This is a genomic window from Planctomycetaceae bacterium, assembly GCA_041398825.1.
Taxonomy (GTDB): Bacteria; Planctomycetota; Planctomycetia; order Planctomycetales; family Planctomycetaceae; genus F1-80-MAGs062.
The window spans coordinates 75,934-100,332 of sequence record JAWKTX010000001.1 but is presented as its reverse complement, the minus strand read 5'-3'; the positions used below and the strand labels follow the sequence as shown (position 1 = coordinate 100,332).

The window sequence follows — 24,399 nt, the reverse complement described above, 5'->3', positions numbered from 1 at the left end:
GCGACGGGAGAGGGAATCAGCGTCGTCTATGTTGTCTGTGCAATCGCTGGCAGACAATGCGAATTCGGGGTCGAAACGGGCAGTTGGAAATCTTGCCGGATTTCGGTGAATTTCATCTTGCGGAAGAAATCGGGCACAAGGCTAAACAGCCTGTTGAAAATCGGGACTGGCTCGAGCAGGAGAGCTGAATACACGACGTTTCCATTCTTCTGGCGTGCCTGTCCCGGTTTTTCAACGGACAGCTAAACAGCAACCTTCCGCCGAACACGGACTCCATCCAGATGTCCGTAGGTTAATAACAACGCACCGGCAGAAGCATAGGCTTCGAACAGATCTGCGATCAGATCCTCTTCTCCTGGCCATGGAAATGCGTAAACAACGTCGAAGTCTCGAATGGTCAAGCCCATTTCTGCATAAGCATCATCAGCGTCCGTGTACAACCACATCACGTCACTCTGATTTGCGCCTTCGACCATTGATTGCGCGCCCTCAGGGACGAAACTCCCATGGATGAACTCTGCAGGCAAATCAAAGTCTTTCGACATTTCCATGGCCGCATCGACCAGGCTCGCCTCAATCTCCAGCCCCCACGACTCAAATCCGAAATGTGCGGCCAGCAACGTCACAATCCCGAAGCCGCTGCCCCATTCGCAAAACATATCACCGTTTGCCAGATCGCTATCGACCATCGTATTCAGGGCGTGGTACACGGCTACGAAATCGCTGGGGACAAAGCCGCTGATCCGAACCCTGCGTTCAGAAATGAACTCTTCGATGCGTTCATCCGCTTCACGCAGGAAATCAGAGATCCTTCGAGGAATTCGCTCTTCAATTATCGACAGCCGAACATCTTTGAGCGGCATCCGGAACAGCTCCGACGCAACATGGAAACAGGACAATCAGTGGCCCCGTGGATTGAAAAAAATGCACAACAGATTTGTTTCGCGCGAAGTATGGCGAGCCTCAATGGATTCCGCCACCTCGGCTATAAATATTTGCCACCACCCGGGTTTCCTCATCCCGCAGCGGGACTCACCGTACCGGAATGACTTAACAAAGCCGCTGTAAATCCAGATGTTGTCAGCTCAATCCATTGGAGTAATCAAGAGCTTTTTCAGACGCTCTGTTCCTGGAAGCTCTTCGACGGGTCGCGGCGGCAATAGTGGAAAGACAGGAGGAATTCTGATGGAAATGGACAGACGACGTCATGCGATCTCTGATTCCTGGAGGCGACATTCAGGCAGCGCGTCAGAAGGCCGTCAGTCCGCATCAGGAATCGCATGAATGGTCATCCAGATCGTTTCGGCATAGCGACGTCCGCCAGCCGATTTCAGGTTCATCTTCAGCTGCATTTGATCACAGACCTGCAGGCCGGGCATGGTTATTTCGACCGTTCGAGAATCCAGAACCCTGGCATCCGTCACTTCAACTTGATCATGATGTCGTTCTTCCGGTCGACGCACCGAAAATTGATCGCTTCCGTAGCGCTTTGACCACAGATAGTTCCACATCTCAGCCTGCCATGAATCGGCATTCTTCAGCGACTGTTCGTCCAGATCAAAACTGAACGTGATACGAAGTCCGTTCTTTGTCACCTCGGTCTGTTCAACCATCAGGACTGGATCTGCCGTATAGCGAAGACGCTGAAAACACCCATCCTTACCATCACGAGGCCCCTGCCAGCCTGAAAGACCAACACCGTAGAGTTGTCCATCGGCGGGATGAACTCGCAAACGCATCACGCCGGCATCCCACTGATGCGGAAGCGGGACGACGCTCGCCTGAGTCATTCCGTCGACGTCCTGCAAGGCCAGGTAATACAGCCACCCCTTCCCGTATGATGAATGAATAAGCCGATTTGCAAGGGGGCCAAAACGTCCGTCGTCCACCCAGATCTGCCCGCCACAGGAATTGTCGACATCCTGCGGAAGCCAGATCATCGGTTCATCGAAGGCATCGGGCAAACTCCCGCCATGCTGAGCCTTGAGCCACTGCTCCTGTTCGTCGTTAATTGGCATATTGCCGTAGAATCCACGATCTTTGATCAAAGAGATCTTCCCTGCCGGCATCCACGGCCCCTGATTATCAGACACAGTGAAACGATCGTCGGACAGTTTTCCCATGCCATTGGGTGTGCGAAGTCCCCAGGCCACAACTTCTGCGGTACCTCCCTGCGGTGGAATCTTCATGATGCTGCCCGGGCGATGGTGATTCGTGTATTGCCCTGCCTTCGCAAACCAGAAATTTCCCCGCGAATCTGTCTGCAGATCAAAGTTGTATGCATGGAACTGGCATGAAACGTCATCGTCATTCCAGAATGCTTCCACAAAATCCGCTTCGCCATTGTCATCAAAATCGTGCAGCCGCTTGAGCCCGTCACGGCAGGTCACGTAAATCGTGTCATTGACAACGCGCACTCCAAACGGTTCAAAAAGGCCGGCAGCAAAGCGTTTCCACCGGACCTGCCGCAGAGAGGCATCGATCCCCGAAATGATGAACACATCACCGCCGTGAGTCGTTACGACGGCACGCCCATCAGAAAAGAAATCCAGAGCGCTGGTTCGGAGCCAGGAATTCCAGGGATTCTCAAATGGGACAGGGATCGAATCCAGCGCGTAGCCGTTGATGGATTCGCCCAACTGTCCCCTGACCGTCAGCAACTGCGGCCAGCGCGTGGGACCACCCTGCAGGAGTTGCCCCAGATCTTCGACGGAGCCCTGGGGTTCCTCTTTCGCCGACCACAGCGGCAACGAAATCTCCCCGCCTCTCCAGGCCTCAATGTTCTGTTCCGTCGTCTCAAACGATGCTCGACTGATCTGAATCAGTTGCACTTTGTCGCTGGCAGGAATGCCCAGGACGATGCGATCCTCAAAGCTCGAAATCCATTGAAGTCCTTCAACATCGCCCGCCACCTGAGCCGCGTTGACAACCCGCGGAGTGCCCGCTGTGGTCCCGGAACCTGACTGTGCTGGATGGTTGTGTGGTGGAACCCAGACAAATAATGCCTTTCGCGGTGGCCGTTCGGCGACATTGCCCTGAGAGGCCAGAGCTTCGTCGCTCATCGCCGAATCAATCACGGTCACCCATTCCAGTTCGCCTGAGAAATCGCCTCCAAAATTGGTAGCGGTGGCCCCAATTTTCAGCACATGCCCCGCCACGGGATCTCGACGAAAACCCTTCCGAACCCCATCAAGCTTCCCATCCACATAAAGCCGGGTTTCATCAGCTGTCACGACCAGCGCGGCGGTGTGCCATTTCCCGTCACTGACCGGAATCCTGCCAACCAGGGCGCCCACCCAGCCAATGTCGAACACTAGACGGCCGCCTCGCACAAACAAGGTTTTCCCATCCGGCTTCCATTCGCCTCGATCCGGAGTCGAGGCAACCAAAGTTCCGTCATTCTCAGTTCGAAAGCGGACAATCACGGTGCGATCGGTAGTGCCCAGATCCAGTTTGCGAGCCTCTTCTGCTCGCACAACATGCATGGCTTCATTCGACATACGTGGTCCGCGACTGCTCCTGTCCGGGGGCGCGGTCAGCATGGCCGTCCGATCAGAAACAGGAACCGGCGTCCCAACTCGAGATGGTTCGGGATGGCCAACGAGGGATTGCCCAATCCGTGATTCTGAAACCAAATCTGTCGGAACGACAACGGCAGATCCATCCAGACTATTCGGCAACTCTGCGACCGTCAGCATTAGCGGCTCTGTCCCGGGTTCGATACGGAGCGTATGACGAAGTGTCACCACTGAACCGGAAAAGATGCGTTCATTTACGTTTGGCTCATCTGACGACGCCTGCACTGTTTCAAGAATGCGCCGCCCCTGAATCGCATAGCTCATCACGGCACGGTCACCATGGAGGTAATGACCAAAATACTGCATGCGTTCCGGGTTCACGGGGCCCCGCGGTGGTTTGGCATCGGCAGGGATATCAAACGAACCCCTGAACGCCCACTGCCAGGTATTCAATCCCGGAATCCGATCTCCATCAACACGAGGCATTCTCTCACCCCGCTGGCGGTAGTGCTGAGTCTCTGAGAGATTCAGAAAACCGCCCGCCCAGGCATCAGCAATCTGCATCCGGTGCAGGTCGTAGCTGACAGTAATGTCATCAGGAAGACGATAAGTCAGAGCGTTGTTCACGGCGTTTCCGAGCTGAGAACCAAGGACAGGACCAAAGTCACGTTCACCGGTCTGCTGTTCATCGCCTGTGCCTGTTCCTTTCGGAAGACTCTGCAGGTATTCCTCGTCGATCGCCACATAAGAGGGATTCGCCGGCTTCATTAATTCTTCACGAATGAAGTGAATCACCTGATACCGTTCTCGCGGTGAGAGATGCTGCATCGGCGACATCAAACCATTGCCCCGAGTCAAAGTCAGCAACATCTGGTAGGGATCTGCTCCGAACTTCAGCGGCTGTTTCCCAAAGGCTCGGGCAGAAGGAAGGGTGGGTGTGTCGCCGGCGGTGCCATGACAATTTCTGCAGTGCCCCTGGAAGATCTCGCGCCCACGCTGAAGATCGCGACTTCCGAGCGATAGAAGAATACCTGCATGATTAAGCCCAACGGAGTCGTCCTTCACGATCAATTCATCGTCGGATGGCTGCAGCAGACGTTGTCGATCAATACCACCCTCTATGACTTCCGACAGATATTTCACAAGACAGTAAAATTCGCCTTCGTCAAACAAAGCACCGGCAAGTCCCTCCGGCATCATGGATGTTCTGGAAACTGTCATCTCGTCAATGTTTGACCGTGCGATGGTGATTTCCTTCTGGAGATCAGCAGCGTCACGCAAAACAATTTCGCCGTCAGCCTGGCGAGCAACCACGCCACTTTGAGTTTGGCCATCCAGTGTCAGCACAGTGACAGTTTCAAAACCTTTGCGAATCGAGTGCGACGGTCGCAAAACGGAATCCACGATATGCTCCGTCACCGGGCGACCGTCAATCATTCCATCTTTGACATTCGCAGACAACGTTGCAAAGTCCGGGCCCAAAGGCGAAGAGTTCCTTCCAACGCCGTGGCAACGAACACACCCCGCTGCGGATTTAAAGAACACCACAGCGCCGCGCTTTGGATCACCTCGCAAATGCACCTTCGCCGCAAGAACTTCGGGCGACTGCTGCATTAACGACTGAAGAAGTTGTTCGTCGGCATAACCCCGCAGGGGTAATGCAGTGCAGACGACCATCAGGAGGACAACAGGCGACAGAGATATTCGACGATCAGAAACAGGTGTAGAACTTTTTGACACGATGGATTCCTGTGCACTGTTCTGAAGAAGACGAGGTTTGAAGATTCACACAAGGTCTCAGAATGTCGAATCAGAACAATCTCAGCTGCCCGGATCTGTCTGCAGGAGGTCTGAACAAATCGCAATTCAATGGTGGCAGTCGAGCTTCAAGCAAGTTCCGTTGTCGAAAAAGATGAAACATGTTTCTGATTTGCTCGGCAATGATTCCGGTACCGCGCATTCTTTCACCAAATGCAGCGCTGTTCATCTGACCGTCACGTGTTTCACGAATTCGACCAAGAATCATATCTGCTTTCGCCGGAAGGACCCGTTGCAGCCATTCGATAAAGACAGGTTCCACGGTCAGCGGGAGCCGCAGCAGGATGTAACTGGCAGAGATCGCCCCGGCTTCCTTTGCCGCCGACAGAAGTCCGGGAATTTCAGAATCATTGAGTCCGGGGATAACAGGGGCCGTCATCACGCCGACAGGCACCCCCGACTCTGACAGCATTCGTACGGCCCGCAGGCGAGCTGCCGGGATACTTGTTCGGGGTTCCATGTCACGGGCAAGCTCTGGATTGAGGCTGGTGATGGAAAGAAAAACGTGAACAAGGTTCCTGGCTGCGAGTTGCTTGAGTATCTCCAGATCTCGGAGAACCAGGGCGTTCTTTGTGATGATGTTCACCGGTTGGCGACACTCCAAAGCGACTTCAAGACATTGCCGTGTGATACGTAATTCTCGTTCCACCGGTTGGTAGCAGTCTGTAACTCCCGAAAAAGTGATCGGTTCGGGTTTCCACTTCCTGTTGGACAAGAAGTCACGGAACAACTGAGCAGCGTTATGCTTGACGACAATCCTCGTTTCGAAGTCGAGCCCGGCATCGAGCCCCAGGTATTCATGGCTCGGACGAGCATAGCAATAGGAACAGGCGTGGGCACATCCACGGTACGGGTTAATGCTGTATCGGAAGGGAATATCAGGGGAAGTATTCTCCGAAATGATGCTCCTGGACGCATCGTCGATGTACTCAACCCTGCGATGGGAAAGTTCACGCAAATATTCCTGGTCCCATTCAAAATGCTCCAGGTCTGCTTCCCGATGAATCGACTCAAATCGATTCGGCGGGTTGAGATTGGAACCGTGACGCATTCTTGTGTCGCTTTCATATTGGGTGTGAGGCAGGAACAGCCTGATCTTGTGTGATTGTACGGGAGACCGTCCGCGAAATCGAAGAAGCCTGCACTTTGCCATCTGCCTGACCAGTGCCTGGCGTCGCCACCAGGCAGAGGCGATGTCGTCATTGATCGCTCGTTCGCGTCAGGACCCCCACTCATGCCGTTGATCCGCCCTGCCCCAGCCGATACCGAAGTTCGACCAACCCGCTGGGAAAGGACTGGATTCCCTCAAACTTGAGATTCGTTCGTTCAGAGTGACAAAGAAACAGTGGGATGCCCTCTCCCAGGATGATCGGATGCACGAACAGACGGAATTCATCAATCAAGCGACGCGAGATAAACTGGCGAATCAGATCGCCTCCGCCAACCAGCCAAATGTCTTGTTGAAGATTCTGCCGTATCGCAGCCACGACGCTCCCGACTTCCCCATGAACATGGTGAACACGTTTGTCGCTCGAAGCTGGAAGCGTCCGCGAAAAGACAAACACCTGTTTTCGGACAAACGGAACTTCCTCGAAAGTCTTCGCTTGTTCCCACGTCGTCCGTCCCATCACCACGGCATCCAACGCCCCCATGAACTCGGTATAACCATAGTCAGCATCGTGAAACAGCCAGTCCACGGTTCCATCAGATCTGGCGATGTAGCCATCGAGGCTCGTGGCGATGAACAAGACAACTTTAGGCATGATCTATTTCCACAATTCTGAACTCTTTCAACAAAATACCGGCTTTTGGTTTTGCGAAACACTGCAACTGCAGGGGGCGAACCAGATCCCATCCGCTTGATGAATTCGGGGTCGACACCTGCCAATTTACAGACCGCCTATCGGTTCTGCATCAGAGACCTTGTCATTGAGCAACGCAGGATGATTCCGGAGACCAACTTCTCCAATACCATTCGCGAGTTCCTGATGTTGTTTCTCCCCGGACAATGGAATGAGCTTGCAGGCGGGGGTGATGCCTTTCGTTTCTTCGCCATGTGCGATTTCAATCAGCGACTGACAGGAGCTTTGGTTGTCAGGTTGGCTCAATAATCTGCCGGTATGTCAGGTTAATTCGTTCTCCAACATTCTTCCTGGTCTTTGGGATCTCGTGCTTCCAAAACTGTTGCATAGTTCCGGCCATGATCAGAAGCGAACCGTGAGCCAGTGAGAATGTCATCGTCTCTTTGGACTTGTTATGTTTGATACGAAATTTCCGAGTCGCCCCCAACGACACGGAGCCAATCACATTTCCCATTTCAGGCTCATTATCGGCGTGCATCCCCATACTATCCTGGCCAGAACGATAGCGGTTCAGCAGACAGTAATTGTACTGTCCATGAATGGCCTCAATCTTCTCTTTGATCTCCAGCAATGTCCTGGTCCAGGGAAGAGCAATGTTGGTTGTTCCTGAATATCGATAGGTAACGCCTTCATCACCGAAGGAAGCAATCAGCCGTGGCTGCATATGTCCGAAGATCCCAGGCTTCTGCTCCCAGAGGCACTCACCCCTGACCGTGACGAAGTAGCGATCAGCCAGTTCAGCAGGCAGAAACATCTCGTCGTACAGCAGGACGCCACCGTCCCTGAGTTCAATTGTTTGCACCTGCGCCACCATGTCCGTGCTGCAGTCTCCGAATACCATCCCCGAAATAACGCCGAATACATCCGCTCCGGAAATGTACCAGAAGCTTTTGCAACGGATCACCGAACAAGATCGCTATTGTTCGGGGAGATCTGTTCAATCAGCGAGTAGAAGTAATCATCACCGTCTGGAAACACAACATCACTCTGGGTTGGCTGCTGCCGCAAGGCGTGCCAGATGTATTCAGGAAGCATGTCAGAGCGGCTCCATCAAGGAGATCCGCAGGTATGGGTTGGCTCTGGTGGCTTCAATCACGAAGATACGAACACACTGATGGTCGAAGAACTCAGTACGCTCAATGTTTCCGTCCAAGTGAAAATCGTGGTTTTCAGTAAGGCATACAAGTGAATCGTGTCTGGATCATCACCACCGTTGTCGGCCTCTTCTCGTGCATAGACATGGCCGCTGACGAACCCAAAGTCCCCACTACAGTCAAGGAACTCTTTGCCGACTTCGATCCCCGAACAGACCCGCTCGATACCAGAGTTGTGCGGGAATGGGAAAAGGACGCTGTCGTCTACCGCTACATCACGTTCCACATCGGGAGTTTCAAGGGCCAACCGGCTCGTATGGCAGCGTTCTTCGCTTTTCCAGAAGGCGCAGAGAAGCGGCCGGGGTTGTTACACCTGCATGGCGGTGGTCAGCGAGCTTTTCTGCACGAAGTTGAGTTCTATGCGAAGCGTGGTTACGCCTGCCTGTCGATCAACTGGGGCGGTCGAGAGATGGAAGAGGCGAAGGAAGGCGACCCGAACACAGACTGGGGGGCCGTTGATCCGACCCAGCAGAACGTCCCCGGCTATTTCAACCTGAAAACCGGTAAGAACTATCTTGATCCGGTCGATTCTCCTCGCAACAACAACTGGTACCTGCTGACGCTGGGCGCCAGACGAGGACTGACGTTCCTGGAGCAGCAAACCGAAGTTGATCCCGACAAGCTTGGGGTTTACGGCCATTCGATGGGCGGCAATCTGACCATCTATGTCGCTGGAACAGATGATCGCGTAAAAGCCGCGGTCCCGTCCGTCGGCGGATCAGGCTTTCGCACTCAGCCGTGGCCACTTCTGCCCAAACAGCGAAAGCAAACGCCCAACGGAGATGTGGGCCTGTACAATGCAACCATCGGCTTCGAATCGTATGCATCGCTGATCAGGGCTCCGCTGCTCTGGCTGGGGGCGACGAACGACTTCCATGGCATCATGGACGACACGTATCGCACGGGGGAGCTCATTCCGCACGAGAATGTCCGCTACGCCTTCACACCGCACATGAATCATCGGTTCACACCAGAGTTCGCAGTGGCGAGGCCGCTCTGGATCGATCAGTTCCTCAAAGAGACTTTCAAGTTTCCGAAGACGCCGGAATCGAATCTGATGCTGACGACCGATGATGGTATTCCAGTCCTCCGGATCTCACCCGACACCTCCCTGCCGATTGACCGAGTTCAACTCTTGTATTCCCTTGATCCTGATCCGCAGGCACGGTTCTGGCGAACGGCTGAAGCGACGAATGACGAAAGCGTATGGACCGCAAAGTTGCCCATCCTGAGCGTCAAACAACCACTTTTTGCCTATGCGAATATCTACTACAGGATTCCGGTGAGTCCGGCTGCTCCTCAATCAGAGCCGACCGACAGATTGGCGATCAGCTCAATGCTGCATACGGCGACTCCAGACGATCTGCGCCGGGCTGAAACGAAAGCCACGGACACCAGAAGTTCCCTGATTGACGACTTCTCACATGGTTGGCAGGACTGGTACAAGCTCTCCGCGAACAATAGGCATCACTGGGAATACTCGACACGCAAGCTCAGCGATCCCAGGTGGCAGGGTCAGTCCAATCAAAAGCTTGTTCTTGAAGCGCAGGCAGAGTACGAAAACGAGCTGGTCATTGTCCTGACGGAGAACTTCTTCCGCTCGTATCGAGGTAACTCACAGGAGTTCGTGGCAGTCATAAGACTCCGAGGCGGCAAGCCGGAAACTCTCTCCCTTCTGCCGGATGCTTTCACCGCGACAACCGGCCAGAAGCTGTCGTCGTGGAAGAATATCGATCTGCTGAGCCTGCGGGCCTACTTCGAAAAAGATGGCAAGTTGTTTGGGAGTAAAAGCTGGAAAGGGCAGCAGCCAAAGGTACAAAGGTTGTACTTGCAGGAAAGTGAAAACAGATGATGAACGACACCTTCTTACCGGGCTGCTTAGTGAAATCCTTGCTGTGGCTAACCGTTGCGTTTTGTGCCGTCTCATCGTCAGTAGCGATAGAGCCAGATAAGTCGTTTCTTAAGAACGGCGTAACGGCGCACCGAGGTAATTCGGGTGAATTCCCCGAGAATACCCTGCCGGCCTTCGAAAGTGGTGTCGAAGTCGGAGCCGACTGGATCGAACTGGACATTTTTCGCACGGTCGATCGCAAACTGGTCGTCATACATGACAACACGACCGTGCGTGTGGGCGACAGGAACCTCGACGTCGCCGCTTCCACTTATGCCGAATTACTTGGCGTCGATGTTGGCACCGACTTCCGCCGTCGTACCGGCAAATCGTTCGAGGAATGCCCCGTTCAAAAGATTCCGCTGCTGGAAGATGTATTGCGGCTGGTCATGAAGCAGGAACGCACTCGGGTTTCCATCCAGCCCAAGATGGACTGCGTTTCTGACGCTATCGCTCTCGTCAAAGCAATGAATGCCGAACGATGGGTGGGCTTCAATGACGGAAATCTGAACTACATGAAAGAGGTGAAGAGGCTGGCAATTGACATCCCCGTATTCTGGGACCGGGGGGCCGATACAGATATCGACGAAGATATACGGATAGCCAAACAATATGGATTCGAGTCTCTAGTGCTTCACCACAGCGGCGTCACACCTGAAAAAGTCCGGAAGATCCAAGCTGCAGGGATAGAAACTGGAGCATGGACGGTTAATGACCGGGCATTGGTGGTCAAGCTGCTCGGCATGGGAGTTGAACGACTCTACACCGATCATCCCGGAATGCTTCTCAGAACATCTGTAAGAGACTGAACAGACCGCGACGTTTGTACTTGTGTTTCAGGCCGGTAACGAGAAGGAAGCAGGAGAAAGCCGTCCAGGGTGCAGTAGAGATTGGTTTTCCGAAAGAACAAGTTATCGTCCCGGGAGAGTTTGCTGATGGAATTCAGCAGAACGACATTCACGAGTACGGTGGTCAATTCAAGTTCGGAGGTTAGCACGCTACCATAAGCGGACACTCGCGTTCGGGAATGCAGACTGCAACTTTGTCAACGACTGCTGTCGGTTCGGCTGCTATCGTGATCCAAAGGTTCTTCTCATCACCGACGCCGAATTTCAAATGATTGGCCGCAACCAGATCGATTGTCCTCAGGGGGCGGACGTTTGCGAACGCTCAGTCACTTTGAACCAGCGGCCTTGCGAGAAAGAGAAGGTCTGCACTGGAAAAACTTGTCAGGTCGTGCCAGACGATAAGTCGAGTTAGCAGCCTGTTGAAAACGGAACTGGCTCGAGCGGGAGACCTGACAACACGATGGTTTCCAGTCGTCCTGCCTGCCCCGGTTTTTGAGCGGACAGTGAAATGAAGACTCCTTCATCAGCCTTGACATTGGATAGACAACGATGAGCCGACTAATACTTCTGCTCGCCTTACTTCTTCAAAGTCAGATGCTCGCTGCCGAGCGTCCAAACGTTCTGTTCATCGCCGTCGATGATCTGCGTCCGGAGTTAGGTTGCTATGGCAAGCAGCACATCCAGTCCCCGAATATCGACAGGCTGGCGGCATCAGGTGTCCTGTTCGAGCGGGCCTACTGCATGGTGCCGACGTGTGGAGCGTCACGTGCGAGTTTGATGACCGGCATCCGGCCCACACCCAGCCGCTTCGTAAGTTACCTGACATCGGCCGAAAAGGATGCGCCGGGGGTGACGACATTCAATACCCAGTTCAGGCAAAACGGATACTACACCGTTTCGCTCGGCAAAGTGTTTCATCACCCGGACGACAACTCCGAAGGCTGGTCGGAACCGGCATGGCGACCGAAAGGAATCCCGTGGTATCGGCGGCCTGAGAACCGTGAATACGAGAAACAACAAAAGCAGGGAAACAGCAAACGAGGCCCGGCATGGGAGTCAGCAGATGTGCCGGATAATGCTTATGCCGATGGTGTTCTCGCCGAGCGAGCCGTTGCCGATCTCCGCAGGCTGAAAGAGAAGGATCAGCCATTCTTTCTTGCCGTCGGCTTCTTCAAGCCACACCTCCCATTCATCGCCCCCGAAAAATACTGGGAAATGTATGATCACGAGAAGATTCTTCTCCCCGACAACTACTACGCCCCCAAAGATGCACCGCAAGCATCGATTCACTCGTCAGGCGAACTCCGGGCTTATGCCGGAATTCCGGAAACAGGTCCGGTTTCGGATGAAACAGCCCGCAATCTGATCCACGGCTACTATGCCTGCGTCAGTTACACCGATGCTCAGATCGGAAAACTGCTGGATGAACTAGACCGGCTCGAACTGGCCAGCAATACGATTGTCGTCCTGTGGGGCGATCATGGCTGGAACCTTGGTGAACATACACTGTGGTGCAAACACAGTTGCTATGAAACCTCAATGCAAATTCCGGTGATCGTGCGGGCTCCGAAAATTCAGGGCGGTCAAAGGAGGGCGGGGCTGGTCGAGTCTATCGACCTGTACCCGACACTTTGCGAACTAACGGACATCCCTTTGCCGGATCACCTGCAAGGCCGCAGCCTCGCTCCGCTGATGAAAGACCCCGAGGCTGAATGGAAGTCAGCCGCCGTAGGACGGTTTCAGAACGGTGACTCTATCCGCACTGAGAAATTCCGCTTTACGGAATACACCGACAAGACAGGCAAGCAGACTTCGCAGATGTTGTATGACCACCAGGCTGATCCCGGAGAAAACGTCAATGTCGTTGAGAGTCACCAGAAGGCTGTCCAGGATTTGACGGACGCACTTCACCAACTGAAGGGATATGATAGAGAATGAGAAGAAATGAAGCCCCAACGACGGTGACGCTGGACCGACGTACATTCCTGAAGAACGGCATGCTGATCCTGACCGCCGTCAACACGGATGCGTCATCAGTCTTTGCGGATGAACACAAACCAGCATTGAAGATCGGGCTTATTACAGACCTGCACTATGCCGACAAAGCACCGGTCGGCTCTCGCTTCTATCGTGAGACACTCGACAAGCTCGCCGAGGCTGCCGAACAGTTTGAGAAACACGAACCGACATTTATCGTCGAACTGGGCGACTTTATCGACGCAGCCGACAGTGTGGATACGGAGCTTGGCTACCTGAAACGGATCAACCGGGACTTTTCCGCCATCTGCAAACAGCGGCACTATGTACTCGGCAACCACTGCGTCCACACACTCACCAAAGACGAGTTTCTTAGTGGCGTTGAACAACCGAAATCGTACTATTCATTTGATTCCGGTGACTTCCATTTTATCGTTCTTGACTCATGCTTTCGCAGCGATAGCCGACCGTATGGTCGAAAGAACTTTGAGTGGACTGACCCAAACATTCCCGCCGCCGAAGTCGAATGGCTCAAAGCCGACCTGAAAAACACAGACAGAAAAACGGTCGTGTTTGCCCATCAGCGACTGGATGTCAGTAATCACTATGGCGTCAAGAACTGTGCTGAAGTACGAGAAGTATTCGAGGAATCGGGCAAGGTACTGGCCGTGTTTCAGGGCCATAGCCACAAGAACGATCTCACCAGTATTGGCGGAATCCGCTACTGCACGATGGTCGCTATGGTCGAAGGATCAGGAGCTGAAAATAACGGGTATTCTGTCATGAGTCTTGACGTTGACGGCACGATCTGTGTCACTGGATTTCGGATGCAGACGAGCCACCGATGGGAGTCGCAGGCGTGACGATACAGACCGGCCGTTACCGGCACTACAAAGGCAATGAGTACATCGTCATCGGCCTCGCTCACCATAGTGAAACCGGCGAGGAACTGGTCGTGTATCAACCGGATTACGGTGAACGTGGACTCTGGGTCCGCCCGAAGGCGATGTTTGAGGAAACCGTCAAAGTGAATGGCAGGACCCAGCCACGCTTCGAATTCATCGGGTCAGATGATGAAGGAACGTGACAGAAAACCGACTCCGCATGTCGTTCGCATCCCACTTTGCTGCTGACAATTCAGCGACAGCAGGATGGCCGTGCATGAAGGGACATTCGGAACCATAGAACACACGGCTCAATTTATCAGTTGCGGTAGTCAGGGGCTCTGGAAGCTGGTAATCGTCCCTCTTCTTTCTGGACTGGATTCCGGTCAGACTGGTGTTGAGAAAGTCTGCCTGAATTCCTTCATTCGAGTTGTATCTGTGACATTTCATACAAATGGGATATACGACCTCGTGATTTGCGACATCGACGGTTGCCTGTCGCCCGAGTCACACGCCCCGATCAATGTGCGTGCGCTATCGCAGATTGCCGAGTACAATCGTCATGCCATCGCGAAGCATGACCGCCCCGTCGTGACTCTTTGCAGCGGCAGACCCATTGGCTTTGTCGAGTGCCTGTGTCGTCTGCTGCACAATACACTGATCCCGTGCATCGGCGAAAACGGTGTCTGGCTGTGGCGTCCGACAAACAACACATTTGAATGCGAGCCAGCTATTACGGACGAACATCTGGAGGTCGTCCATGAAGCCCGAAGACTTCTGAGATCGCGGTATCATTCGCATGGCGTCATCCAGCAACCGGGAAAGACGGCATCGGTGGCTCTGTATCATCCCGATACGAGCTATCTGCGGTCTATTGCTCCAGAGATTGCTGACGAGTTTCGGAAACGGGACTGGCCGATTCGAGTTTCTATGACATGGCTCTACATCAACTGCGATCTCCAGCACGTCAATAAAGGCACGGCCATAGATCGATTGCTGGCCGAGATCGGTATTGATCCCGCACGAACAGTTGGAATTGGTGATACGATGGGCGACCGGTTCATCGCTGAACGAGTCGCATGGTTCGGCTGTCCCGCCAATGCTGAACCACAGATTAGTGAAAAGGCCGACTACGTTTCTCCACATAACGAGATCGAAGGCGTTCTGGACATTCTTAATCAGCTCCACTGATAAAGGCAGGGGTTCACGATCTAAACTGACCGGACAAACAGCGGCGCCCCTTGAATCGAACCCGATGCTGAAATCCTGAATCGCTGGATTGCTCATCAAAAAAGCGAAGTTCACAGATGCTGGGCATCCGCAAACTTCGCTTCTGAGGAGGGGAATCCTGAGTATATTCGGGTCTACAGATTCAGCTGCAATGGAGCGCTGATATCGTAGATAGCCTGAGTCACTTCACGAGCCAGTTGAGCCAGATGTGTGCGGTCTTCTGTCCGACATTGGCTGAGATAACGATAAATCACAAGCCAATCCTGATAGACACCATCTGCTTCCTTCTGCAGTGTCGACATTTTTTCCTGAGCTTCCACCATCAGGTGAAGCCGACGACATCGAGAAGCAAAATTCTGTGACGCCCGAAGAGCCTCGGCACGGAAACTTTGGCGGTCTTTGTTCAGCCAGTCTTTTACGTCATAGTCCATATGATCCGCCAGATTCTCAAGTGATGCTGCCAGCTGAATCAGTGAACGATAGTCAATCTGAGTGACTGTTCCGCTTAGATTCAACTCTGTGCGAAGTGTGTGGATACCATCTTCGATCTCTCGCAACACAATTCGAGCGGCCTGACTATTCAATCCGTCGAAGCGTTTAATGAAGGTATAGCCATATTCTTCCACGTATTGATAGGCATCAACAATGTTGGCATCGCTTTCGTTTCGATCAATCAGGTCCTTGATATTTTCAACTGTTCCATAGAAGTCATTGGCAGTCTGCAGGGCCGCCGCAGGTTCACGAACATTCAGCAGCAACTTTAATGCAGTCCGGTTATAGAACTCATCAACGTCGCGCATCAGTGCGACTGCGGTCTGCTTTAACTGAGCGCGGTTTGATTTGTTCTCCATCCACAGAAGCTGCTGAATCTTATTCTCAGAGTCGACGAGGTATCGCACCTGACGCTCAATATATCGGTTGCTTCCCAGTGGACGTAGACGCTCCAGAGTGGTGCTCCACATCAAACTGAATCGAGTGTATTCATCCACCAGCATCTTGTGGGAAATATTGTCCCAAACCATCGATTCAATACGACTCGTCTGCTGCTGCAGTTTTCGCACGTCCACGATCAGTTGCTGGGTAGTGCGATCTGTGTTCGGATCGTATTCAAGTTCATCGACCAGTACACGAAGTGCGTTGTTCATGGTCGAAAGCTCGGACAACAACGCACCGCGATCCAGCGTGGGCTCCACGCTGAACAGTTTTCCAACTTCCTGGTCAATTCGGTTGATTCGATCCACGCTCTCGCGGGTCTGCGCACTCAAACCAGCTGTCTGCGAAAGCTGGTGTGACAGGTTTCGCCAGTCACTGTCCAGCATTCGAAAGTTAACGAGTACATCCTGAAGCGGAACGCGGTTTGCAAGATCCTGATTCAGTCGTTTCGCCTGAGACTGCAGTTTGAACAAATCCTGAAACAGAGGGCGAAGCGAAGGGTTTCGTCGATAATCGGCATCCAGCGCTGTGTAAAGCCGATCAGATTCGACAACAGCTTCCTTCAAAAGATTCGCGACGACACGCTGATCCACCTTTGAAAGATCGACCTGCGGAGGTGAATTCAGGTAGCCAGGTCCCCGAATGCTTTGCCCCGGAGTGGTCATACCCGGGTCCGTCAACATGCGACCCAGACTGTCGAAATTGGTATCCGCTCGTCCAATGCGAGGGTCCGTCTGTCCCAAAGCGGCCGATCCAATAGTTACGGTAAGCATTGCAGCCAGAACAACGCGGCCAAGTTCTGCCGCGGCCGCCGGTCTGAGTTGAGTTGTGCGAGGCATTGCGGGTTCCTTTCCCTCCTGAAAACTGCCCTTGCCGAAGACAGTACTCCGTCCAATCCATAATTGTGCGGTAACTCACAGTCACCACACAGGTCGAAACAACGCAGGAAAACCACCTGTCCCGACCAGGTTTCCTGCAGTTTACGACAAGACCCGGAAATCATGGAACAGCAATTTCTGCCTGACGTTCATGATCACAGCCACTGATGCCGACATTTCCATCAATAAGCGGAGAAATCAATGCCGGCCCGGGCAGCAGTTCTGGCGTCAGACCTCTGCGTAGCCTTTCGAGGTTTTCTCATCAATCAGCTTCGTCTGGTGCTTCCGGGCAGCTTCGGCGTCGGCAAAATCCTTGCGGTTCGTGGTTCCCTTGCTTCCGATCCGACCATACCTGACCGTCACAGCATTGCCGTCCACTGAAATCTCCCAGAACTTATGCGATTTGCCGTCGCTGAATTCAAAGTAGCGGCGATTTGCATCATCGGAAGAAGCAGCGGCACCTGCGGTCGGAACATCTGCCGCCGGAGCCATTTTCTTTTTCGAGGACGTTTTCGTCGCCCGACCTGCTTTCGAACCAGACGACGGCTTCCATTCTGCCCGCCGCGCAGCAGGATCTGCATTGGAGGACGAATTCACGGCAGCGTCTTCCCGCACAAAGGAAGGAAATCGGGGTACGCCAGCGTCTGTGAATTCCTGGTATCGGAACGTGACAACAGAACCTACCGCAGGAGGCTGCTCGCGTTGTTTGTCGGTGAAGCCAGTGCCCACCGAAAATTCGGTCCCGTCAGCCAGTCTGACGACGAGTGCTCCCAAACGACCTTTGTGCTTGCCCCTTCCATTCTGATGGCCGATCACGGTTGCCTCAGCATCGTGGAACGTCTTGACTTTCAACAGCGATGCCGACCGACCAATCTCGTATCTCGAACCTGGCTGGCGAAGCATTAGTCCTTCGCCTCCAAGCGATTCCACCCGCTGCAACTCCCGCCGCAAATGGCTGACGTTCCGACAAAGTGTATGATCCAGCAGTCTTGTGTAAGGTTGCTGTCGTGTTGCAAAATGATCTTTCAGAAACTCAATCCGTTCTTCGAATACGGATTTTTCCGCAGGCGCATCGAAGACAATGTAGCGTATTTGTTTCCAGTGCTCGCTCCGATCCTGCCGACGAACAATGCTTATTGTTTTCTGAAACGCCTTTCGATCCAGCCACAATTCGCCATCCAGTGGCGTTAAGGGCAGCCCGTCCACAAACCAGTTCGGAGCCATGAATTCATTGCCTTGCCGGGACAGAAATCTGCTTCCATCCCAATAGGCTCTTACACCATCCAGTTTCTCGCTGATCCACCAACCCGAAAGATCCTGAGTGTTGTCCCATGCATGAGCCAACAGCATGGGCGGGCCTTTCACATCAGAACTGGACTTCACGGCTCTTGTTGGCAACTCTCCGCCCAGACGTTCTTCTTCCTCTTTCTCACCCCGATATTTCCGCAAATGCTTACAGGTTCGCTTTTCGATTGCGGTCGACTGGTTTCGCCACGCCGGACAGGAGCAGGAATACACACCACCGACATTCGTCAGCACATAGGGCTTTGCAGCCGATCCCTGAACCTCAACAGTTTCACCGTCCGGAATATCGGGCATCGTTTTCTCCCGTTAACAAGTCGTTATGAATCCGCAATCACAGGACCAGAGATAAAAACGTTCAGCTAAGGGTCATTCAGGAACTCTGCGCACAACGGTGAGACTTCCGGACAACCCGGGATGACGGCAAATTCAGCAACGGGTGGCACAACCAAATCAGGTTTCAAGTCACCTTTGCCGTACTGCCCTGCCGTGCAAAAAGAACTTCGAAGGTTTCGGGCATCAGGCAATGATGTCTTCAACAACCACGCCTGCAACGTCGGTGAGCCGCATATCGCGGCCACTGAATCGATACGTGAGTTTCAGGTGGTCCATGCCAAGAAGGTGAAGCATCGTCGCGTGTAAATCATGGATTTCAACCTTGTTTTCCACGGCCTTGTACCCAAACTCATCGGTTGCACCATAGGTCACGCCACCGCGAATTCCCCCACCCGCCATCCAGATTGAAAATCCGTACTGATTGTGGTCACGTCCGTCTTTTCCCTGCGCGAATGGAGTCCGGCCAAATTCACCAGCCCACACAACGAGCGTTTTTTCGAGCAGACCACGTTGCTTGAGATCCGTCAACAGGGCACTAATCGGCTGATCCACCGATCGAGCATTCTTGGTGTGCCCATCGAACAGGTTGTTGTGCTGATCCCAGCGGTCTCCGTTTCCACCCGGGCAGGTCAGTTCGATGAAACGAACACCTCGTTCCACAAGCCGACGAGCGACCAGACACTGACGACCGAATGTTGTGGTATTCCTGAACTCATCAAACATGCCGTACATTTCCTGAGTCGCGCGAGTCTCCTGACTCAGATCCGTCAACTCAGGTACGGCCAGCTGCATACGTGCTGCCAATTCGTAGTTGGCGATCGCCGATTCGACCTGATCGTCGCGGCCATATCTGTCCAGCGATGCAAGATCCATCCGACGAATTACATCCAGCTTCTTCCGCTGCAGCTCGGCGGATGATTCCCGCGGCTTGATATCCGAAACCGGTGGATCGCCGTTCGCGAAGACTGATGCCTGATAGCTGGCGGGCAGGAACCCGCTTCCAAAATTGTCAATGCCACCCGGCGGAATCAAACCGCCGTTCAACACGACAAAATGGGGCAAATCCTGACACTCAGTCCCCAGTCCGTACCCAAACCAGGCCCCCATTGACGGACGCCCCTGCTGACCATTGCCGGTATGCAGAAAGTAATTGGCATTCGTGTGCTCCGGAAAATTTGAAACCATCGAACGAACCACAGCCATTTCATCGACGTGCTTCGCGGTTTGCCGGAACAAGTCGCTGACCGGAATTCCACTTTCGCCGTATTGCCTGAATTGCCATGGGCTTGGAAGCGTGTTGCCAATATTGTTGAACTGCGTCGGCTCCATCTTTGACGGAAATGGCCGACCCTCAAAATCTTTGAGTCTGGGTTTGGGATCGAACGAGTCCACTTGTGACACGCCACCATCCATGTAAAGAAAAATCACACTTGTCGCACGAGGATCGTGGTGGGTCGGCTTTGGAGCCAGCCCGCTACCGGAACGATTCTCATTTTGGCCATACACCAAGCCGTCGGAATGACCGAACAGGTGGCTCAACGCCACCGCACCAAACCCGCAGGCGGCGTTGTTCAGGAACGCCCTGCGATTATCCGGCTGAAAGAACTGACGACAATGGCCCCGCGAACGATTCATTGGACATCTCAACAGTCAAACAATACGAATTAGCCAGTCCCGTGATTTCATCGTTGCCGACGCGCCTGCAGAAATTCGGCTAACGCAAGCTCCAGCGGCTGGTCTGTTGTCAACTGCACGAATGAAGCGCCAACCGACTCGCACGCCAACCGAACCTGACGGTTGTGTTCCTGAATCTTATCAACAAACTCCGAGCGAACGAGAGCCGGATCTGCAAATACCTGTTGCCCGGTTTCGAGATCTTCAAACAAGTGAGGATTCGGAATGTCCAGAGTCAGCTCTGCCGGATCCAGTACCTGAAACACAATGAGGTCGTGACGACAACCCCGCAAAAGCTTCAGACCTTCTTCAATCTGACTTATGTCGGCAAGCAGATCCGAAACCAGCACCACCAACCCCTGCTTGTTCAAACGACGGGCGGCTGTCTCTAAAGCCAGTTCCGGATTCGTTTCTTTCCCCGAAGTCGGTTCTTCCAACGCTACCAGCAATCGCCGCAGCTGCCCCGGTCGATATCGAGCCGGCACCAGCAGCCGAACAGCTTCATCGAATAATGTCAGCCCGACCGCGTCCCCCTGGCGATTCAACATCCAGGCAATACTCGCCGCAATCGTCCGGCCATAGTCGAACTTGGTGTACCCCGGTGTCCCGAAGTCCATCGATCGACTCGCGTCCATGACAACGTAACACCGCAGATTCGTTTCATCTTCAAACAATCGGATGTAGCTGCGATCTGTCCGCGCAAACAGTTTCCAGTCCAGAAATCTGGGGTCGTCTCCCTGTGTGTATTGTCTGTATTCGGAAAACTCGACCGAAAATCCATGTCGAGGGCTTCGATTCTGACCCGTTCGGAAACCGTCCATCACAATCTTTGCTCGAAGTTCAAGCGATTTGATCGCCATCACGACTTGCGGATCCATGGGAGACTGATACCGGGACGTGTTCAGGTGGACCGCCGACGATGGCTCTGAAAGATCCTCTCCCGGCTCCCCAGGTCGTTCTTTCTGATTCGCTTTCACAGCCATACGCATTCACTCGCCGGAGAGAGGTCCATGGAAGAATACCGCGAAACAGGCACCGCGCTGAATTCAGCCTGCCTCCAGTCATTGTGATGGTTCACGCTCCACAGCACAAATGCACACCCGATTTCCATTGTCTCCAACTACCTCCAACCGCCTGGAGTCGCTTCTCATTTGCGACTCCGCGAAGGAATCGGCGTACTTTTGCTTGTTGAGAAGCGAAACAATAATCACGATCCTTCCAATGCGACAATTGTTGACCATCCTCCTGGCGTTGAATTACGCCATCACGTCGATCGGCCTGCCACAGGACTTGAGTGGACGGTCGCCCGGCTGTCGCTGCGCGAACGACGCATCATCCTCCGGCACCTGCTGCTGTTCGAAAAATCCCGGCCTCACATCCGACAAGAACACCACCGCACCGGCTACCCCGGCCAGACGGACCTGCTGCTCAGCCGCGAAAACGTCAACCCCTGAACAAAAGTCATTGCCCGCCTGCTGCGCAAAACGCCTTGCCAGCAAATCCGGAATGGAGTGCCGCAGTAGCTGTTCTTCCTGCAAGTCAAAGCCATGCGGGGAACCCTCATCAGCTGCAATCCTCACTGGAAGATGCTCTTGTGGAGCGGATCCAGCGGCTGGAATTCTGACCATCACGGAACCACGGCTAAAGCCGGACGTGTGCCACATTCAAAGCGGGTACTCTGCATTCGAGGTGATCGAATCTTCGAATGACTGCCTGCCCCTCATCTGCTCGCGCGTGGAAACGCCGCCGCCGAAGACCTGCTGCTGAGATCCCGACTGTCGTCGACCTCATATCGACGTTCATCTGATGATTTCTGTACAGGAGCTTTCCATGCCTAAACACACTTCCTGCGTGCGCGCATCGCGCGGATTCACTTTGATCGAACTGTTAGTCGTCATTGCTATTATTGCTATTCTGATCGCACTGTTACTTCCGGCCGTTCAGCAGGCGCGCGAAGCAGCGCGAAGAACACAATGCAAAAACAATCTCAAACAAATTGGTCTGGCGCTACATAACTACCACGACATCTTCAACACTTTTCCACCGGGATACACGTCCAGAAACGTGACTGCTTCACAACCTGCTTCTGCAGACGCTGGTCCAAGCTATGCGTGGTCTTTCGCCATCATGCCGCAAATTGAACAATCCAATCTCTCAAACAGCGTGAACACGCTGCTTGATGCGTCCAACCCGGCAAATATGTCCATCGTCAGCCGGCAGGTTCTGACCTCCTTCCTTTGCCCGACAGACCCGGCCCCGGAAACCTTCGACGTCGTCGATGGAAATGGCACGACACAGTCGCTGCCCAGCTCGAATTACGTTGGAATTGTTGGCTACGCAAATATCACGAGTCAGCCGGGAATGGGAACAGGCATCTTCTTCCGCAACAGCCGTGTACGGTTTCGTGATATTACGGATGGTACTGCAAACACAATTTGCGTTGGTGAACGAAAGGCAGAACATAAATTTATGGGAGTCTCAACACCCGTGAAAGCAAACAGTACCTGGTACGCCGCTATTCCCGGTGTCATGCGCCCGGCCGGCATGATGACCATGCCCATGATGCAGGAAGGCCCTGGCTCCATGATCCTCGGTCACGTTGGTCAACCGCCGATGATGGGAATGCCCGCCATGCAGAGAACTCCCAACACGACCAACCACATCGTTCACTTCAGCAGTTCACACGTCGGTGGTGTCCAGTTCCTGCTCTGCGATGGCTCGACACACTTCATCAGCGAAAATATCGACTACGGCACATTCCGAAGTCTCGGTGAGCGTGCCGACGGTAATGTCCTGGGTGAATGGTAGCCCGCTGGAACCCGCTGGGAAGAAGTGCTAGCATTTCGCTATCACTTCTTCCCAGGGACCTGATGATGCCCAATTTGCTCATTCGCGACGTACCAACGGCAGTCAATGAACACATTCGCAGAGAATCGAAACGTCGTCTGATGAGCCAGAACTCCTACATCGTTTCGATTCTGTCTGAGACGATGGAAAAACACCTGCCGCCAACCCTGTTCGATTCTTTGGAAGAAGATCCAGCCGACTCACTGCCAGACGACTCAAATTCTTCAGGTTACCAGCCGCCGTCCGTACCATTTACGTTTGTCGATCTGTTCTCCGGCGTTGGAGGAATGCGAATCGGACTGGAAGCAGTCGGCGGTCAGTGCCTGCGTTCCTGTGAACGCGACAAACACGCACAGAAAACATACCTTGCCTGGTTCGGTGAGAACCCTGCGGGAGATGTTGTGGATCTGGCAGCAGCCAAAGACCTGCCACCGCACGACGTACTGGCAGCCGGATTTCCCTGTCAGCCATTTTCTCTCGCAGGAGTCTCCAAGAAGAACAGCCTCGGACGCGCGCACGGTTTTAAGGATCAAACTCAGGGGACGCTCTTCTTCCATCTGGCAACAATTATTGAGCACCATCGCCCGCCTGTGCTGCTGCTTGAGAATGTCAAGAACCTCCGTTCACACGACAAAGGAAACACCTGGAAGACAATTGAGGGAACGCTGCATGACTTGAACTACACCGTCTTCAACAAAATCATCGACGCGGCATCATGGGTTCCCCAGCATCGCGAACGGGTCATCATTGTGTGCTTTGACAGGGATGTGTTTGGTGACAATCCCCCGTTCCAGTATCCCGAGCCCCCGGATCAGCCCCCCCCGCGTCTCAAAGATATTCTCGAACCAAAAGCAGACGGCAAGTTCACTCTTTCCGACAAACTCTGGCAATATCTTCAGGACTACGCGGAACGCCATCGGGCCAAAGGTAACGGATTTGGCTGCAGCGTTGCAGATCCGAATGGAATCACAAGAACTCTCAGCGCACGTTACCACAAAGATGGTTCTGAGATTCTGGTCCCGCAGGGTCGCGGCAGGAATCCCAGACGCCTCACACCTCGAGAAGCCGGGCGTCTCATGGGATTTCCGGAGCACCTTCTCCAGCAACAAGTTGTCTCGGACACGCAGTCATATCGGCAATTTGGAAACGCTGTTGTCCCCGCAGTGATCGAAGCTGTGGCTGGGCAGATTGTCAGGGTGATGCAGTGGCAACTGCTGCGAAACAATGGATGCCTGCTGAAGCGATAG

The 24,399-nt window shown here is 53.6% G+C and carries 20 protein-coding genes; 9 read left to right on the top strand and 11 right to left on the bottom strand.

What is annotated here, in order from left to right; genetic code table 11:
• Window positions 1-242: 242 nt before the first annotated feature.
• The 4 genes from R3C20_00385 to R3C20_00370 all read right to left on the bottom strand — a co-directional run bounded on the left by R3C20_00385 (window position 243) and on the right by R3C20_00370 (window position 7,099).
• Window positions 243-863, bottom strand: coding sequence for a hypothetical protein (locus R3C20_00385; GenBank protein ID MEZ6038928.1), 621 nt, complete (start codon window positions 861-863; stop codon window positions 243-245).
• 396 nt (window positions 864-1,259) lie between these two features.
• Window positions 1,260-5,258, bottom strand: coding sequence for a DUF6797 domain-containing protein (locus R3C20_00380; GenBank protein MEZ6038927.1), 3,999 nt, complete (start codon window positions 5,256-5,258; stop codon window positions 1,260-1,262).
• Between the two features lie 70 nt (window positions 5,259-5,328).
• Window positions 5,329-6,387 carry a PA0069 family radical SAM protein gene (locus R3C20_00375; protein MEZ6038926.1) on the bottom strand — a complete coding sequence of 353 codons (1,059 nt, stop codon included), beginning with the start codon at window positions 6,385-6,387 and terminating at the stop codon, window positions 5,329-5,331.
• A gap of 181 nt (window positions 6,388-6,568) precedes the next feature.
• The gene (locus R3C20_00370; GenBank protein ID MEZ6038925.1) at window positions 6,569-7,099 is read right to left on the bottom strand and encodes a dihydrofolate reductase family protein; all 531 of its coding nucleotides are present in this window, start codon (window positions 7,097-7,099) and stop codon (window positions 6,569-6,571) included.
• A 99-nt stretch (window positions 7,100-7,198) separates the two neighbouring features.
• Between R3C20_00370 and R3C20_00365 the strand changes: the two genes are divergently transcribed.
• Window positions 7,199-7,447 carry a hypothetical protein gene (locus tag R3C20_00365; protein MEZ6038924.1) on the top strand — a complete coding sequence of 83 codons (249 nt, stop codon included), beginning with the start codon at window positions 7,199-7,201 and terminating at the stop codon, window positions 7,445-7,447.
• Here the strand turns inward: R3C20_00365 and R3C20_00360 are convergent.
• Together R3C20_00360 and R3C20_00355 are read right to left on the bottom strand one after the other, a co-directional pair.
• Complete coding sequence (locus R3C20_00360; GenBank protein MEZ6038923.1) at window positions 7,431-8,102, bottom strand: alpha-ketoglutarate-dependent dioxygenase AlkB; 672 nt, start codon at window positions 8,100-8,102, stop codon at window positions 7,431-7,433. The two genes, R3C20_00365 and R3C20_00360, sit on opposite strands and share 17 nt — an antisense overlap.
• Window positions 8,099-8,233, bottom strand: a complete 135-nt coding sequence (locus R3C20_00355; protein ID MEZ6038922.1) for a hypothetical protein — start codon at window positions 8,231-8,233, stop codon at window positions 8,099-8,101. The genes R3C20_00360 and R3C20_00355 overlap by 4 nt, the downstream gene beginning before the upstream one ends.
• Window positions 8,234-8,383: 150 nt before the next feature.
• Between R3C20_00355 and R3C20_00350 the strand changes: the two genes are divergently transcribed.
• The 6 genes from R3C20_00350 (at window position 8,384) to R3C20_00325 (ending at window position 15,143) form a co-directional block, all read left to right on the top strand.
• Window positions 8,384-10,204: an acetylxylan esterase gene (locus R3C20_00350; protein ID MEZ6038921.1), complete on the top strand. Its 1,821-nt coding sequence runs from the start codon at window positions 8,384-8,386 to the stop codon at window positions 10,202-10,204.
• The gene (locus tag R3C20_00345; protein ID MEZ6038920.1) at window positions 10,201-11,052 is read left to right on the top strand and encodes a glycerophosphodiester phosphodiesterase family protein; all 852 of its coding nucleotides are present in this window, start codon (window positions 10,201-10,203) and stop codon (window positions 11,050-11,052) included. The genes R3C20_00350 and R3C20_00345 overlap by 4 nt, the downstream gene beginning before the upstream one ends.
• A gap of 588 nt (window positions 11,053-11,640) precedes the next feature.
• Window positions 11,641-13,029, top strand: coding sequence for a sulfatase (locus R3C20_00340; GenBank protein MEZ6038919.1), 1,389 nt, complete (start codon window positions 11,641-11,643; stop codon window positions 13,027-13,029).
• Window positions 13,026-13,931: a metallophosphoesterase gene (locus R3C20_00335; GenBank protein MEZ6038918.1), complete on the top strand. Its 906-nt coding sequence runs from the start codon at window positions 13,026-13,028 to the stop codon at window positions 13,929-13,931. The genes R3C20_00340 and R3C20_00335 overlap by 4 nt, the downstream gene beginning before the upstream one ends.
• Window positions 13,928-14,155, top strand: coding sequence for a DUF1653 domain-containing protein (locus R3C20_00330; protein ID MEZ6038917.1), 228 nt, complete (start codon window positions 13,928-13,930; stop codon window positions 14,153-14,155). The genes R3C20_00335 and R3C20_00330 overlap by 4 nt, the downstream gene beginning before the upstream one ends.
• Window positions 14,156-14,219: 64 nt before the next feature.
• The gene (locus tag R3C20_00325; protein ID MEZ6038916.1) at window positions 14,220-15,143 is read left to right on the top strand and encodes an HAD family hydrolase; all 924 of its coding nucleotides are present in this window, start codon (window positions 14,220-14,222) and stop codon (window positions 15,141-15,143) included.
• A 173-nt stretch (window positions 15,144-15,316) separates the two neighbouring features.
• Here the strand turns inward: R3C20_00325 and R3C20_00320 are convergent, their stop codons facing one another.
• The 5 genes from R3C20_00320 to R3C20_00300 form a co-directional block, all read right to left on the bottom strand.
• Window positions 15,317-16,954, bottom strand: a complete 1,638-nt coding sequence (locus R3C20_00320) for a hypothetical protein (GenBank protein ID MEZ6038915.1) — start codon at window positions 16,952-16,954, stop codon at window positions 15,317-15,319.
• Between the two features lie 267 nt (window positions 16,955-17,221).
• A complete protein-coding gene (locus tag R3C20_00315; protein ID MEZ6038914.1) occupies window positions 17,222-18,592 on the bottom strand; it encodes a DNA ligase in 1,371 nt (456 codons plus the stop codon).
• A 222-nt stretch (window positions 18,593-18,814) separates the two neighbouring features.
• Window positions 18,815-20,266: a DUF1501 domain-containing protein gene (locus R3C20_00310; GenBank protein ID MEZ6038913.1), complete on the bottom strand. Its 1,452-nt coding sequence runs from the start codon at window positions 20,264-20,266 to the stop codon at window positions 18,815-18,817.
• Window positions 20,267-20,313: 47 nt separating this feature from the next.
• A complete protein-coding gene (locus tag R3C20_00305; protein MEZ6038912.1) occupies window positions 20,314-21,288 on the bottom strand; it encodes a DUF58 domain-containing protein in 975 nt (324 codons plus the stop codon).
• Between the two features lie 273 nt (window positions 21,289-21,561).
• A complete protein-coding gene (locus tag R3C20_00300; protein ID MEZ6038911.1) occupies window positions 21,562-21,843 on the bottom strand; it encodes a hypothetical protein in 282 nt (93 codons plus the stop codon).
• A gap of 292 nt (window positions 21,844-22,135) precedes the next feature.
• Here R3C20_00300 and R3C20_00295 point away from each other — a divergent pair, with 292 nt between their 5' ends.
• A complete protein-coding gene (locus tag R3C20_00295; protein MEZ6038910.1) occupies window positions 22,136-23,113 on the top strand; it encodes a DUF1559 domain-containing protein in 978 nt (325 codons plus the stop codon).
• 65 nt (window positions 23,114-23,178) lie between these two features.
• Complete coding sequence (dcm, locus tag R3C20_00290) at window positions 23,179-24,399, top strand: DNA (cytosine-5-)-methyltransferase (GenBank protein ID MEZ6038909.1); 1,221 nt, start codon at window positions 23,179-23,181, stop codon at window positions 24,397-24,399.